The following is a 15,761-nucleotide window of genomic DNA, read 5'->3' on the forward strand; positions in this document are numbered from 1 at the left end:
CTCCTGATGGTTAAAGAACTGGTTCCTGTTACGCCCGTCCGTCTGCGGTGGACGGACTCAGTATCAATCTGTGCATCGGTGCCCCTGACAGCAATGGCAATGCAATCCCCCGGCTCCAATACCGCTGCTGATCGCGATAGTGCGGCGAGAGCGGATGGCCGGACTGGCCCCCCGGCATATGAAATATTCCGTCCTGCTGCTGTGCCGGCGAGACGACCATCCGTTCACTCGCCGCGAGACCGTCGCTGATGACACGGATACATTGCGCGCAACCGGCGGCATCCTCCTCGGGCATGTTCAGCCACATCCCGATCAAGGGAATCGCCTCCGCCAGCGGATGCGCCATTCGAATGCGATTCATCTGTCCCCACGTCATGGCCTCCACATCGGCCACGCGATCAGCAGTTTTCAATTCCGACACCGTCCGCTCCAGCACGCTCAACAAGAAATCAGACCAGCTCTCGTGATGTTCAGGATCAGGCAACAGTTCGGGCGGTTGCTCGTTCAACAGCGTTCGGAGAGGTGTGTCGAGATCTCCGTCATAGACAAATCGGGCGTCACGCTCGCGGCACGTCTCCAGAAACGGCGCAAACACCGAGGAAGCCAGGTTCCGGCGGAACACGACCAGCACGCCGAATCCCTTGCTGTCGACATCAGCCCTTCCATCCCACGCGTCGACGGCATGCCGCACGTGGACGAGATTCGGCTTCTGCGACAGGATGGTATCCGTCAGGACACGATCGACGACGTCGCGGTAAAACTCGTAGAGCGCGCTCCTGGTGTCCAACTGCAGCGTGAACAGATCCGACTCACGTACCCGGTCCATGGTCTGTAATCGCTCCGTGATGCGATAGGCCCGGTAGCCGTTCACGAATGAATGACCGACGACATGACCAAAGTCGTCGCCCGTCATGCGATGATTCGCGCTCACGAGGAAACCGGCGGGAGGATCCACGATCCTCGGCAGTTCGTCGGGCGGGAGAAATCCCTCCCAACCGGTTCGCCCATCCGTCCATGCCATGCTCACCGACCCGTCGAAGCCCCGGCGGAGAGGAATTCGCCCCATATAGGTCCACCCGATGTGCCCGTTCGAATCGGCCAGAATCACGTTGTTCGGGGGTCCTCCGGCGCGGTTCGCGACGCGCATCGCTTCCGGAAGTGAGCGGGCCTCGTCCATATGCATCAGGCCCAGGTCCACGGCCTCGGGATCGAGGGCTGTCCAGCGCACGGCCACCGGCTGTCCCATGAGGTCATCGGCCGCCAGCGGACCCCAGATCGTTTCCTTCACGTCGATCTCATGTGGCCGGCCGTTCCGCACAATGATCGTTTCACGTCTCACTGTGAACGGCCGGCTTCCGTCCGCTGTCACATAGTGGTTGGGATGGCGTTCGTCCAATTCGACGCGCACCAGATCCAAAAAATCTCCCTCCACGTTCGTCATACCCCACGAAATGGCGCCGTTGGATCCGGAGATCATGACGGGAATGCCCGGCACCACGATGCCGGCCATGTCGACGCGCCCATAACGCAGCTGCACGCGATACCACATGTTGGGAACCGTCATGTCGAGATGCATGTCATTTGCGAGGATGGCCCGGCCGTCAGTAGTTTTCGATCCGGCGACGGCCCAGGCGTTCGAACCGAGCGGGCGCTTGCGATGCGCGACCATCGATGCTTGCATCGGTGTCCCCTTCACAACCGGCCGGCGCAGCGCGGCAAGACTTCGAACGGGAACGGATGCAGGCGGCCGTTGGGCGATGGAGTCGCGGAGCAGTACGGCGGTATAGGGATCGATCGATGGAATCAAGAACTCCGTCACGTCGGCGGGAAGCGAAGCCTTCATCACCGTCCGCATGCGTTCATCGTCTTCATAGCCGTTCAGCATTTGGAACATGGCCAGAACGACGAGCAGGCTGTCGGCGGGCCTCCACGGCTCCGGCCGGTAGCCCAGAAGTAGAAACTCGAACGGCGCGACGGTCATTTGCGTAAGATACGCATTCACGCCTTCGGCGTAGGCGTCGAGCGCGTCGAGCTGTTCTTTAGGTAAGCGCGGCAACAGCCGGTCGGCAGCCTGCGATAATCCCAGACGCCGCTGTTTCACATCCTGTGCAACGACTGTCTCGCCGAACACCTCCGCCAACCGACCGGCGCTGCCGCGTCGGGCCAGATCCATCTGAAACAGGCGGTCCTGCGCACTGACATAGCCCAGAGCCCGCAAGGCGTCGGCTTTGGAGTCTGCCGTGACCGTCGGCACACCCAGCTGGTCGAACTGCACGGCGGCCGGTGCAACGAGCCCCTGAACGGTTCTGACGCCGTCCAGGGTCGGCAACGAGGCGCGCAGCACGGCGATCACCGAACCGACGGCCAGGCCGGCGACCACGCCGGCAACCAACGTTATGCGGGCACTCGTCCTCATCGATCTCTGCCGGCCTCCGCCGCCTTGACGGCTTCGAAAAAAATCGTAGCGATGGTGTCGATCTGCTCCGCCGTCACGATGAGCGGCGACAGGAATCGGACCACGCAATTGTTGCGGCCGCCGAGTTCGAGGATCAGACCGCGGCGTAGCGCTTCATGCTGGATCCTGGATGCCACGGCGGGAGCCGACGGAAAGCAGCCGGGAGCTTCCGGAGCCTCGTCCCGATCCACGATTTCAACTCCGATCATGAGCCCGCAGCCGCGCACGTCTCCGATACTGTTCGACTCCGTCTGGATGCTCCGGAGCCGCCCGGTCAACCGCTCGCCCATGAGCGCCGCATGCCGGTCGATCCGTTCGTTTTGAATGAACTCCATGGTGGCGAGGCCGGTGGCCATGGCCAGTTGATTTCCCCTGAACGTCCCCGCGTGAGCCCCCGCCGTCCAACGGTCCAATTCAGGCCGGTACACGACGACGCTCAGCGGCAATCCACCGCCGATCGCTTTGGACATCACGACCACGTCCGGAATGATGTCCGCCTGCTCGAAGGCAAACAGCGTCCCCGTCCGGCCGAGTCCGGTCTGCACCTCGTCCACGATCAGCGGGATGCCGCGCTCGCGCGTGATGCGGCGAATTTCCCGCAACCACGGGATGGGTGCCGGAATGACTCCGCCTTCACCCTGCACGACCTCGAGAATCATGCCGGCCGGTCCGACGACTCCGCTGTTCGGATCGTCGAGCAGCCGCTCGATGTACGAACTTGACAGCCGGTGTCCGCCTTCCCCGCCGACGCCGAAAGGACAGCGGTAGTCGTAGGGATACGGGAGGAAATGAACGTCGGCCATGAGCCCGGTCAGGGCATGTTTGGGTCCAAGGTGTCCCGTCAATCCCAGCGCGCCGTGCGTCATACCGTGATAGGCCCCGTGGAACGCAAAGACCGTCCGCCGTTCGCGGGCAATCTTCACAAGCTTGATCGCCGCCTCGACGGCGTCCGCTCCCGACGGTCCGCAGAACTGGATCTTGGCGCCGTCGGCGAATTTGGTGGGCAGGCATTCGAACAGCCTGTCCACAAAGAGGTCCTTGATCGGCGTCGTGAGGTCCAACGTCTGGAACGGCAAGCCGTCGCTCATCATCCTTCCGATGGCATCGACGACCACCGGATGGTTATGTCCCAATGCCAGCGCTCCTGCGCAGGCCAGGCAATCGATGAACGTCCGTCCCTCCGTGTCCTGGACGTAAATGCCCTTCCCCTTCTTGAGGGCGAGGGGCAACCGCCGCGGATAACTGCGGGCGTTGGATTCACGGGCGGCCTGCCGTTCCAGATAAGGATTCCCGGCCGAGATATCGTCAGGCTGCACAAATCCGGTGGGTTTGGCTTGCCACATCTCATCGACATGCACGGTCATCGCGTCACCTCCTCGCAACGAATGCAGACTTCACTTGAACAACTCCAGATCGGCGGGACTGGATTCCATGTGGGTGAATGCGGAATCCGCAGTCCCCATCGATCCATCAGACATACCGACAATCTTTCCGAAATCCATCCGGATGCACCGGTCCGCCAGCGCGAAATATTGATCGTCGTGGGTAATGACCAGCACCGCTTTCCCACGCGCGCGCAGATCCGGAAGAATCTCGGTATAGAACACTTTTCGGAACACCGGATCCTGATCGGACGCCCATTCATCGAAGAGATAGAAGGGACGATCCTCGACATAGGCCGTCAATAAAGCCAACCGCTTCCGCTGCCCCTGGGAGAGCGCCTGCGTCGAGAACGTCCCGCCCTCGATCCTGACCTTGGACCGCAGCTGCAGCCTCTCGAGATAGGTCGTCGCTTCCCCATCCAAAGTCTCCCGTTCCAATCCGATGAGCGACTCGAACAGGAAGTAATCGGACAAGACCGTCGAAAAGATCTGCCGGTAGTCTTCCCGATTCGATTCGTCGATCGTCATGCCGTCAAAACGGATGACGCCGGACTCCGGCGGATAGAGCCCCAACAACACCATCGCAAGCGTCGTCTTGCCGCTCCCGTTGCCCCCGATGAGAAACGTCACCTCACCCGGTCGGAACGACAGATCGATGGGACCGATCTGGAAGTGCGCGTCACCCGGCTCGTGGTAGTAGCGGTGTGTGATGCCGATCAACTCGAGGTGACGCCAAAGCGGCCTGATGGGTTGAACGGCCTGCGGCTTCTTCTGCGCCGCGGCATCCGTTGCGTCCGATGCCGTCAGCGACAAGCCGAGCGCGTCGACTTTTCTCATGGCCACGTTGGCGCGTCCGACGCCGGGAAGCAGTTCCACGATCTGGGAGAACGGCCCCATCATGTACAGCAAGACGAGCGCCGCGCCGGTGATGGTCTCGGCCGGCGTCTGCCGCCAAACGGGCCACAGGAACAGGACGATGCCGATGACGGCATAGAAGAGAAAGACACCCCAACTGGACGCGAAGGAATACACCGTCATGCCGCCGACAAAGTCGCGTTCATAGGCCCGGACGGTTTCACTGAGTTGCGTGGTCAGAAAGACCTCCCGGCGCGTTCGATGGAGCTTGAGCTCTTTGATGCCGGAGACGATCGAGCGAAAATGCCGGAACAGCGCGTCATTGGTTTCACGAGATCGTTCGAAGAGCCGCACGGCACGCTGCTCCTGCCATTGAAAGGACAGCGCGCCGAACGTCATGAACCCAACCACCAGTAGGAGGACCGGCCAGGAGAGCCATCCGAGATAGGCCAGGCAGCCGAGCGTCGTCGCCGCGTTGATGCAAATCAGCGGAAGTTGCACGTAGGCTTGGGCAATGACATCGGTATCGTCGCTTAACGCGGCCAGCAACCGATGCGACCCCAATTCTTCGACCTGGCGGAGCGGCGCGTTCAGGATATTTCGACTCAACTGTAATCGGAGTTCAGAAATCGTCGATTGACCCAGCCTGGTCAGGAGAATTTCCGACAGAGCCTTGGTTCCGGCGACGAGCACGGCCAGACCGAGAAAACCCCATGCCAGTGTCATCGTGGACGCGGATTCGCTCATGCCTTTGTGGATCACGGCGATGAGTGCGGCTCCCGCGAGCCCGCTGACGAGCCCCGCGATGAGAGATCCGACCACGAGCTTCCAAGATTTGCGCAACAGAAAACGGATGAGCGTCATTGGATCGTGACCTGCCCTTGCCGAACGATGGTCGACCGCTTCATACGGACACCCCGCGAGACGAACGGGCCTTGCGCGGAACCGGAGTGATTTTCGGCTCCGACGGTGTGCCGGCCGCCTGTGATGACCGGATTTGCCTGACGATGCCGGCGACCGTAGGCGTGCCGAAAAACTCTTTAAGGGACAGTTCCGCTTGATAGGACTCCTGCACGCGGTTCAAAATCTGGAGGGCGCTCAGCGACTCGCCGCCCAGCTGAAAGAAATCGTCATCCAAGCCGATCCGCGGGCTGCCGAGGATCTGCCGCCAAATCTCGGTCACCTGTTCTTCGAGTGATCCTGTCGCACGGCCTACGGTCTCTGGCGCAGCCGAAGATCCCGTGCCTTCCGCCGCTCCCCTGCCGGCCGGCCGTTTGAACTGATCCAGCGACATTCGTGCAGCTGATGCAGCCACGGCAGGGAGAGCGCGAATTGATTGCACCACTTGTGGAAGATCCGGGCCGTGAAGGATGCGGTGCACCGCATCGACGGCCTCCGGCGCGGTCATGCCATCCAGATCGCTGTCGGACAGTCCCAATGCCTTGAACCGCGCTTCCGCCTGTGCAGCCATGCCGACTCCACGCCACCGGTCGAAGTTGATCGAGAGGTATCGTTTCCCCTGCTTGCGTGCGGCATGGGCAAGGGCATCGAGATAGGAATTCGCGGCACAGTAGACACTCTGACCCGCCGCCCCGACCAGGGCCGTCAACGAAGAACACAACAGGAGAAAGTCCAATGGCAGTTCGCGGGTCACGTCGGCGATCACCCGCGCACCTGCCGCTTTTGCCTGAAATTCATCGTGAACGGCCTGTGGCGTGATCAATTCGATCAACCGCCCTCCGGCCAGTCCCGCGGCATGGATGACGCCATGCACCGTCTGGAACCGGCTAAGCGTTTGATCGATGACCGCCTGCATCTGGAGACGATCGGACACGTCCGCCTGGAGCGGCAGAACGCTGCCGCCGGCCCGTTCGAGATCTTCAAATCGTTTACGCTGCTCGGGGGTAGGGACCGTGCGGCCGGTCAAGACCACGCGGGCGCGAACAGTCCGGATCAAATACTCGGCAAGGAGCAGGCCCACGCCGCCCATACCGCCGGAGATCACATACACACCGCTCTCGCGCAATAGCGGAGGAACGCCGTCAACGCTTGGAAGCCGTAGCGGCTCAAACGTCTGAACCCAGCGATGCGGGCCGCGATAGGCGATGACCGTCTCGGTGTCCGGCGCGGCACATTCGGCGGCCAAACGGTCGCACCAGAACGCAGAGAACATGCTACAGGCCGCTTCACGATCGACGTCGATGACGCGGCAATGCAACGAAGGATACTCCTGTGGCAGGACACGGCACGCCCCAAGCACCGTCGCTTGCTCGGGACCGATGGTTTCTCCCCCGGTCACGTCATACAGTTCCCGGGTGACAATGAGAAGTGGCAAGCGACCGCTGCTCTGTTTTCCAAAGATCCTCGCGAGAAGGAGAAGATGGAGAAATCCCCGTTCTTGAATCTGCGCGAAATGACTCGTCGCATCCCGGCCCTCGCCGTCGGATATTGCCCAGGCATGGATGATCCGAGCCGGATATCGATTGTGTGCCGTCAATTCTTTGAGCAACAGAGCATGGTCGTCGCCGGACTCGGGTCGAACTCGATACGTCCCGTCCGCGCATTTCATGAACCGGTCGCCGGGGGCCACCGCTGTGATGGAAGAGCCGTCGGCTCCAAATGGTGCGGCAGGCATCCCGCTGACCTGCCGCTCGTCGACGAACAAGAGCCACTGCGCTGGGTGTGCGGCGACATCTTTCCGGTCGAGAACCGACCGCTTCCAGGAAGGATGGTAGAACCATTTCGACGGATCTGACTCCCGGCCCGAAGCCAGCGCCGGTGCAGGACCGACGGGAGCCGACTCAATCCAATAACGCTGACGTTCGAACGGATAGGTCGGCAAAGGAATGCGATGGGCTCCATCGGCGCGAAGGGGCTTCCATTTAACCGGAAGGCCGGCTCCCCAGAGCCCACCGAGCGCCGTGAGGCAATCTGTCACTTCGTCATGAGCACTTTCGGTCGAATAGATTCCGCGGAACGAAATGAACGAGGGCACGTCCGCCGCTCCGGGCTGTCGTTGGGCCAAGCTGTGCAGCGTTCGTCCCGGTCCGACCTCCAGCAATACGGTTTCTGCAGGCTGCTCCAATATGGTGCGCAGGCCGTCGGAAAATCGTACCGTCGAACGGAGATGACGGGTCCAGTACGAAGGATCCGTGGCTTCCTCCGGACGGATCCAGTTTCCGGTCAGGTTCGATACCCAAGGAATCTTTGGGACGTGAAAGGCCATCGTTCTCAGAAAAGATTCGAAGCGGGGCAACACCGGATTCATCAACGCCGAATGAAACGCGTGTGAGGTCTTCAGACGCCGCCCCTGCAGCCCCATGGCGGTGAGACGCTGCTCGACTCCGACAATCGCTTTCTCTGGACCAGCGATTACACATTGACCGGGCGCGTTCACCGCAGCGAGGTCGAGTCCGTCGCCCAGCAACGGCGCAACTTCGGCTTCGGTCATCGGCAGGGCGAGCATCACCCCGTGAGGAGCCTCCTGCATCAACTTGCCGCGCATCGCGACGATGGCCAGTGCGTCTTCGAGAGAGACCACGCCTGACAAGCAGGCGGCGACGTATTCTCCGATGCTGTGGCCGATCATCGCTTGTGGAATAATTCCTAACTCCTCCCACATGCCAGCCAACGCATATTCCACGACAAACAATGCCGGCTGCGTCAGCGCTGTCTGATGAATGAGGTCCGCATCGGCCGGCGCTTCAGGAAACAGAACGGTTCTGATGTCGCGGTTCAAGGACGGCCCGAGCAGCGAAGCGCATCGGTCTATGTGCTGACGGAACGTCTTGTTCCATTCATAGAGCGCACGGCCCATGTGGGAATATTGAGAGCCCTGCCCTGTGAACGTGAACACCGTGCGGGTCTCGGTGCGTACCGACGCTTTTATGCGAGACTTCGATGCGTCCTGTTGCGCGAGAGCCTGTTTGACGTCATCGGCCGTCCCGGCGACGACCCATCGACGGAAGGGAAAGGCCTTGCGTCCGGCCTGCAACGTGTAGGCGACATCATCGAGATTGATAGCCGGCCGTGAGTCAAGATGCTCAGCCAGGCGCGTACTCATCTGGTCGAGCGCGGTTTCGGAACGCGCGGACAGCACGAGGAGCCACGGACCGCCGCGATCGGATTGTGCCCGCTGAGCGGTCGGCGCCTCTTCGAGCACCACATGCGCATTGGTACCGCCAAGACCGAACGAACTGACGCCGGCGCGCCTCGGCATCGGACCGCTCTGCCAATTTGTCAACGCGCGGTTCACATGAAACGGGGTTGCGGCGAAGTCGATGGCGGGATTCGGATTCTTGTAATGCAAGCTGGCCGGAATCTTCTTGCGCGACAGCGAGAGAATGACTTTGATCAGACCGGCTATCCCGGCGGCCGCGTCCAGGTGGCCGATATTGGTCTTCACCGAGCCTATCGCGCAAAATCCGGTTCGACCCGTGCTCGCGCGGAATGCTTGGGTCAGCGCGGAGATTTCGATGGGATCACCCATCGGCGTTCCCGTGCCGTGAGCTTCGATATACGAGATGGAGCCGGCGTCCACACCAGCCGCAACATGCGCCGCCTTGATGACCTGCGCCTGCCCGTCGATGCTGGGGGCGGTGTATCCCACCTTGGAAGAGCCGTCGTTGTTCACAGCGGATCCCTTGACGACCGCCAGGATATGGTCGCGATCACTGAGGGCGTCCTCCAGCCGTTTCAGCAGGACCAAGCCCGCTCCGCTGCCTCCGACGGTGCCTTCCGCCTCGGCATCGAACGCGCGGCAGTGGCCGTCCGGCGAGACGATGCCGCCTTCCTGATAGAGGTATCCGACCTTTTGAGGAACGGTCACCGACACTCCGCCGGCCAACGCCATCTCGCACTCGCCGCTGAGGAGCGCCTGGCAGGCCAAGTGCACGGCGACGAGGGAGGTCGAGCAGGCCGTCTGCACGGCCAGACTGGGGCCTTGAAGGTTGAGCTTGTACGACAGGCGCGTGGCGAGAGAGTCCTTTTCCACCCCGAGCATCGCCGACATTTCAGCCGGAGACTGCAGCAGGAATCTCTGAGGAAACAGATTGAACAAATATCCGCTCGTGCTCGATCCAGCATAGACACCGATCGCTCCGTTGTAGCGCTGCGGATCGTAGCCGGCGCTTTCAAGGGTTTCCCATGCGCATTCGAGCAACAGTCGCTGCTGAGGATCGGTGCTTTCGGCCTCCTTCGGCGTCATGTTGAAAAAGGCCGCATCGAATAAATCGGCGCCTTCTAACACTGCACGGGCCGGCACGTAGTTGGGCCTTGCCGCAATCCTGGGATCGACCCCGGAGGCCGATAATTCCTCGGCGCTAAGGAGAGAGACGGACTCGATCCCTCCGCAAAGACTCGTCCAGAAAGATTCGACGTTTGGCGCGCCGGGAAACCGGCCGGCCATGCCGATGACGGCAATGTCCATTCCCTCTCTGGACTCCGGCTCAATGGTCCTCTGCTGGACGCTCATTCAGTCCTCGATGCCTGTCGCTGTGAACGGCGCTGTTTCAACCGGCGCACTCCCGCTTCCCGCGTCTCTTTCAACCGCCGGACATCGTCACCGCCATCCGCACCCTGCCCGCCGTCAGCAAGGTAGGCGGCCAGCGTCTGAACGGTGGGATACCGGAACAGATCCATCATGGACACCTCCTTGCCGCTGATGGCCCGCACGTTCGTCAAGACGTTCGGCAGGAGCAAGGAATGCCCGCCAAGATCGAAAAAATTATCGTCGCGGCCCACTGCGCGAAGGCCCAGCGCGTCTTCCCAAATCGCTGCCACCGCCTGTTCATGCTGATTGGAGGGAAGATTTCTGACTGATTTCTGTTCCGGCATGGACCGCGCACGGCCCAACAACGCTCCCCGATCGACTTTTCCGCGCGAGGTCATCGGGAACGTGTCCAGAAAGACCCAGGTGCTCGGCACCATGTATTCAGGGAGCCGTTCGAGCAGAAACCCTCGCAATTCCGCCGCAGTCAGCGATGCCTGCCGTCGCGGAACGATATAGCCGACGAGACGCGGCTCGCCGGACCGCTCGACGCCGCTGCGGCCCAGGCGCAAACGAAGCAACCGCCGCTGGGGTTCGCTGAGACGGCCGATGCGTGTCGACAGATCGACCATTACTTCACCGCCTTGGCCGCCATGGAATCCGCTTCATGGATCTTGAGATACACATCGACTTCCGGTTGCCGTTGAATCATGGTTTTTCTCCGTTCTTCGGGGCCCGATTCCAGGTCATACAACCACTGCGCCTCGGCCGCTCCGATCGACTCGATCTCGCTCAGAACGCTTTCCTGTTGAGCCTCGCTCAGACCGGCGAGAAGAGCGGACCAGTCGGCAGGCGCCCCGGCCTCCATGAACACCTTGCATTCAATCACCAGCGGATGCGTGCGCAGATGGAACTCTATGTCGGCCAATTCCACACGGAACCCTCGAATCTTGATCTGATCATCGCTGCGGCCGAGAAATTCCAGGTTGCCGTCCGATAAACGCCGCGCGCGATCACCGGTCCGGTACAACCGCTCTCCGGGATGACGGCCGAACGGATGAGGGATAAACGATGACGCAGTTAGAGCGGGCAACCGATGGTAGCCGCGTGAAAGGCCGGCTCCGCCGATGTACAGATCGCCGGGGATACCGTTCGGAACCGGCTGCAGATGCCGATCAAGCACATACATGGTGACATTCGCGATGGGGCGGCCGATGGGAACAGCGCGTAGCGGTTTGTCCGGCAACTCGCAGGCATTGTATATACTGGACGTAATCGTGGTCTCGGTCGGCCCGTACGCGTTACACCAGGCAATCCGGTTGTTCGCGATCCGCCGCCAGAGCAGAAGGCTTTCGGGCAGGGCCTGCTCGCTGCCGACGATCACGAGCCTGACCGACGGCGGCACGTTCGCGCCGGTCTGCTCCATGTCCTCGGTCCATCCTGCCCAGTACGGAGTGGGAAGATTCAGCACGGTGAGCTGATGCACCCGGACAAACCCGTCCAGATCGGAAAATGCCGGCACCGGCTCATTCGGCCGCAGACATACGGTGCCGCCTGCGATCCATGTCGGGAAGCATTCTTCGGCCGCCACGTCGAAACTGACGGACGCGAATTGCAACACCCGATCGGACGGGCCGAGACCATAGGCCTTCACCATGGCAACGGTGTGGTTGACCAGCGAACGATGCGTAATGCCCGATCCTTTGGGCTGGCCAGTCGTGCCGGACGTATAAAGGATGTATGCCAGATTATCCGGCGAGGTGAGCAACGACAGATCCTCCGCCGGCATCGGTTCGACGAGCGGCCAATCCCTATCCAGCGCCACGATCGGCACGTTGAACCCGGACAGCGCGGCGGCGTAGCACTGCATGGTCACGATAAGCTGAGGCCGGACGTCTGCCAGCACGGCGGCAAGACGTTCCGATGGATACGAAGGATCGACCGGTACGTAGGGCGCGCCGGCTTTGAGGCAACCCAACAGGGCGAAGGCCATTTCGAAAGACCGGTGCAGACACAGAACCACAGGTGTTTCACAGGCGGCGCCACGCGTGTGCAGGTACGACGCAAGACGGTTGGCTTGCCGGTTGAGCGATGCATAGTCATAGACGACTCCATCGGACACCAGCGCCGGGGCCTCGGGAGTACGCGCAGCCTGCGCTTCGAACAATTCCTGCAAACAGGCCTGTTCTGGAAATGGAGCCGCCGTTCGATTCCAATCCTCCAGGACGGACTGACGTTCGGGCTCGGCCAACATCGACAATATACTTGCGCGGGTGTCCGATGAAGCCGCAATCTGTCGGAGCAGTTCCTGAAAATGCCCGGCCAGCCGACCGATCGTGCCTTCGGCGAACAAGTCCGTCCTGTATTCGAACACCCCCGCAATACTCCCGTCGGTCCGCTGCGCCATTTCGAGCGTGAGATCGAACATGGACGTCTGCGTGTCGACCTTCATGCGCGCACTGTCGAGGCTTCCGAGTTTCTGTACATCCGTCGACTCGTCCTCGAGCACGAACATGGTTTGAAACCACGGCGTGCGCCCGAGATCCCGGGAAGCCCCCAACTCATCGACGAGACGCTCGAACGGAACGGCGTCGTGGGCCTTGGCCCCGAGCACCGTTGCGCGTGTGCGTTCGAGCAATTGCGCGTACGTCGGATCACCGGACAGGTCCAGGCGCAGCACAACGGTATTGACGAAGCAGCCGATGAGCCGTTCGGATTCCCTCGTTCTCCGGTTGGCCACCGGAGTGCCGATGCAGAAGTCGCTCTGGCCGCTGTAGCGAGACAGGACGAGGCCGAATGCAGTAAGCAGATTCATGAAAAGCGTGGCACGACGGCCGGCGCCCGCCGCCTTCAGGCGCTGCACGACGGACGATTCGATCTGCCATTCGTGACGCGCTCCCCGCTGCCCCTGCACCGCGGGGCGTGGGTAATCGTACGGAAGGTTCAGCACGTGAGGCACATGCTTCAGGCGGTCCTGCCAGTAGGCCTGAAGCTCGCGGAGCCTGTCGTCGGAAAGCCGGTACGGCGGTCCGGCCATCAGATCGCCATACTGCACAGGCAGCGAGGGAAGAGACGGCGTCCGTCCGCTCTTGAATGCCTCGTACAGAACGGCCAGCTCCTGCCTCAGCAGATTCATGGACCAGCCGTCCGCGGCGATATGGTGGACGGTCAAAGACAGCGCATGGTCATCGGAACCCATCCGGAACAGTCTCCACCGCACGAGCGGGCCGGCGGACAGGTCGAACGGTCTGCGGGCCTCTTCGCCGGTGAGCTGTGCCAGCCGCTCCTCCTGGGACGGGGCGGTCAGTGCGCTCAGATCTTCGGATGGAATATCGGCGTACACATGTGGCGCAATGCTCTGTACCGGACGGCCCTGCTCCAATCTGTATGTCGACCGCAGGGTATCGTGCCGCCTGATGACTTCATTCAGCGCGCGAGCCAGTGCATCTGTATCCAGATCTCCATGAAGTCTCAGAGCAACGGGAATATTGTTGATCGCACTGCCTGGGGTAAGCTGATCCAAGAACCAGAACCGCTCCTGAGCGGTTGAAAGCGGCATGGTGGTCTGACCGAATGTGGGCCGTGACTGTGGGGCATCTGAAGCAGCGATCGATCGGGGCATCGTCGCCACGAAAGCGACGAACTCGCGCAACCGCGGATGCTCGAACAATGCCTCCAGCGGAGCATCGATCTCGAACGCATCACGCAAGCGCGACAACACCTGAATCCCGCGCAACGAATCGCCACCCAACGCGAAAAAGTCGTCGTCCGGTTCGACGGCCGGCCGCTCCAACACCTTCGCCCATATGTCCGCCACACCAGTCGTCAAACTCGCATGTCTATCTTCTTCAACAGCCACTGGGTTCGACTGTTCGGTCAAAGAATCCGCCACTCCAGACATCGATGCATGGATCACCGTCAACTCGCCGGCAATAAATCGTGTCCGGCACAATCGTCGCTGTACCTTCCCGCTGGAAGTCTTCGGCAGCGTCCCCGCTTTGATGAGCACCACCGTCGCCACCGCAACCTCGTGCTGCTGGGCGACGGCCTTGCAGATCGCTGTCACGGCGGCTTCCCAGTCGAGCGCTTTCGCGCGCGGCTCCACTTCCTGAACGACTACCAACGTCTCTTCATCCACCACGACCACCGAAAATGCCGCACCACCTCCAGCCCGAAGTCCCGGATAACACTCTTCGACCGTCCGTTCGATATCGTGCGGGTAATGATTGCGGCCACGGATGATGATCAGATCCTTCAAGCGGCCGCTCACGAACAGTTGGTTCTTCTCGATGAAGCCGAGATCGCCCGTTCGCAGGAATATTTCGTCTCCCCCGTCGGCCACACGCGCGGAGAAAGTCGAATGCGTCTCCTCATCCTTTTCCCAATAGCCGCAGGCGACGCTCGGCCCGCTGACCCAGATTTCGCCGGTGCGGCCGTCGGGACATGCCAATCTGGTTTCAGGATCGACGATGCGAACATGCGCTCCTGGCCTAACTGTGCCGCATCCGATCAGCGAGTCGGCGGCGGGACGGTCCTGGCCACATTGCGACGGATCCGGAACATGCATATTGAGGGGTTCGCCACGGCTCCCGCCCGTCACAAAGAGCGTCGACTCGGCAAGGCCGTAACAGGGATAGAACGCTCTCCGGCTGAATCCGCACGACGCAAAACGCTCCTGAAAACGAACGAGCGTCGCAGCGCGTACCGGCTCCGCGCCGTTGAACGCCAGGGTCCAGGAACTCAAATCGAACGTCGCCCGCTGCTCATCGGTGATCTGCCGTACGCACAGGTCGTACGCGAAGTTCGGTCCGCCGCTCGTCGTCGCGCGATATCGCGTGACGGCCGACAGCCAGCGAGCCGGTTTTTGGAGAAAGTGCACGGGCGACATCAGAACGCACGGTACACCCAGGTAGAGCGGTTGCAGCACGTTTCCGATCAATCCCATGTCGTGGTACAGGGGAAGCCATCCCGCGATGAGATCCTGTGAGGTATGTCCAAACGCTTCGCGAATCAGCTGCTGATTGTGCAGCAGGTTCGCGTGACTGACCTTAACGCCCTTGGGCAGATCGGTGGATCCCGAAGTGTATTGCAGAAATGCCAGTGTCCCGCCCGAAATGTCAGGCTCCCGCCAATCCCGAGCGAGATCGCCTGGCAACTTATCTGTTTCAATCCATCTGGATTCCGTGAATTCCTCATACCCGCGCTGCTCCGCGGACGTCCGCAAGATCTCTGCGCGAACCGAAGACGTGGTCAGCACAAATGTCGCCTGTGAGTCGGAGTGCATGACCTGCACTCTCGGCAGACCCCGTTTTCGATTCGGAGGATATGCGGGAACGGCAATCACCCCAGCATAGAGACATCCGAAAAATGAGGCGATAAAGTCGAGCCCGGGTGAATAGAGAAGGAGCGCACGCTCTCCAGCGGCGCGCGATTCTTGCAGAACAGCCGCGATGGTTCGCGCGGCCCGATCCAATTCTCCATAAGAGAGCGCGCTTTCATCGGTTTCTCCGTCGCGAAGATACGTGTACGCGGTTGCACCAGGGCAATCCGCTGCGCGCATGCGGAGAAGTTCCATCAGAGT

Annotated in this window: 6 protein-coding genes; all 6 read right to left on the reverse strand. The window is 61.3% G+C overall.

What is annotated here, in order from left to right; all coding sequences use genetic code 11:
- Positions 1 to 28: 28 nt before the first annotated feature.
- From W02_RS05095 to W02_RS05120, 6 genes are read right to left on the reverse strand one after another with little or no spacing between them, the layout of a single operon-like run.
- Positions 29 to 2,416 carry a penicillin acylase family protein gene (locus W02_RS05095; protein WP_173045417.1) on the reverse strand — a complete coding sequence of 796 codons (2,388 nt, stop codon included), beginning with the start codon at positions 2,414 to 2,416 and terminating at the stop codon, positions 29 to 31.
- The gene (locus tag W02_RS05100; RefSeq protein WP_370467977.1) at positions 2,413 to 3,798 is read right to left on the reverse strand and encodes a diaminobutyrate--2-oxoglutarate transaminase; all 1,386 of its coding nucleotides are present in this window, start codon (positions 3,796 to 3,798) and stop codon (positions 2,413 to 2,415) included. Before W02_RS05100 ends, W02_RS05095 begins: the two co-directional genes overlap by 4 nt.
- A gap of 51 nt (positions 3,799 to 3,849) precedes the next feature.
- Entirely contained in the window at positions 3,850 to 5,556 is a 1,707-nt protein-coding gene (locus W02_RS05105; protein ID WP_173045421.1) for a cyclic peptide export ABC transporter, read from the reverse strand.
- Positions 5,557 to 5,596: 40 nt separating this feature from the next.
- Complete coding sequence (locus W02_RS05110; protein WP_173045423.1) at positions 5,597 to 10,165, reverse strand: type I polyketide synthase; 4,569 nt, start codon at positions 10,163 to 10,165, stop codon at positions 5,597 to 5,599.
- The gene (locus W02_RS05115) at positions 10,162 to 10,812 is read right to left on the reverse strand and encodes a phosphopantetheine-binding protein (protein WP_173045425.1); all 651 of its coding nucleotides are present in this window, start codon (positions 10,810 to 10,812) and stop codon (positions 10,162 to 10,164) included. Before W02_RS05115 ends, W02_RS05110 begins: the two co-directional genes overlap by 4 nt.
- Entirely contained in the window at positions 10,812 to 15,740 is a 4,929-nt protein-coding gene (locus tag W02_RS05120) for a non-ribosomal peptide synthetase (RefSeq protein ID WP_173045427.1), read from the reverse strand. Before W02_RS05120 ends, W02_RS05115 begins: the two co-directional genes overlap by 1 nt.
- Positions 15,741 to 15,761: the final 21 nt, after the last annotated feature.

Origin of the sequence: Nitrospira sp. KM1 (assembly GCF_011405515.1) — a bacterium.
In the GTDB taxonomy this organism is placed as follows: domain Bacteria; phylum Nitrospirota; class Nitrospiria; order Nitrospirales; family Nitrospiraceae; genus Nitrospira_C.

Bases quoted from the DNA above. Each gene is read 5' to 3' on its own strand.
- W02_RS05095 (WP_173045417.1), bottom strand. From the start codon at position 2,416: ATGAGGACGAGTGCCCGCATAACGTTGGTTGCCGGCGTGGTCGCCGGC.
- W02_RS05100 (WP_370467977.1), bottom strand. From the start codon at position 3,798: ATGTGGCAAGCCAAACCCACCGGATTTGTGCAGCCTGACGATATCTCG.
- W02_RS05105 (WP_173045421.1), bottom strand. From the start codon at position 5,556: ATGACGCTCATCCGTTTTCTGTTGCGCAAATCTTGGAAGCTCGTGGTC.
- W02_RS05110 (WP_173045423.1), bottom strand. From the start codon at position 10,165: ATGAGCGTCCAGCAGAGGACCATTGAGCCGGAGTCCAGAGAGGGAATG.
- W02_RS05115 (WP_173045425.1), bottom strand. From the start codon at position 10,812: ATGGTCGATCTGTCGACACGCATCGGCCGTCTCAGCGAACCCCAGCGG.
- W02_RS05120 (WP_173045427.1), bottom strand. From the start codon at position 15,740: ATGCGCGCAGCGGATTGCCCTGGTGCAACCGCGTACACGTATCTTCGC.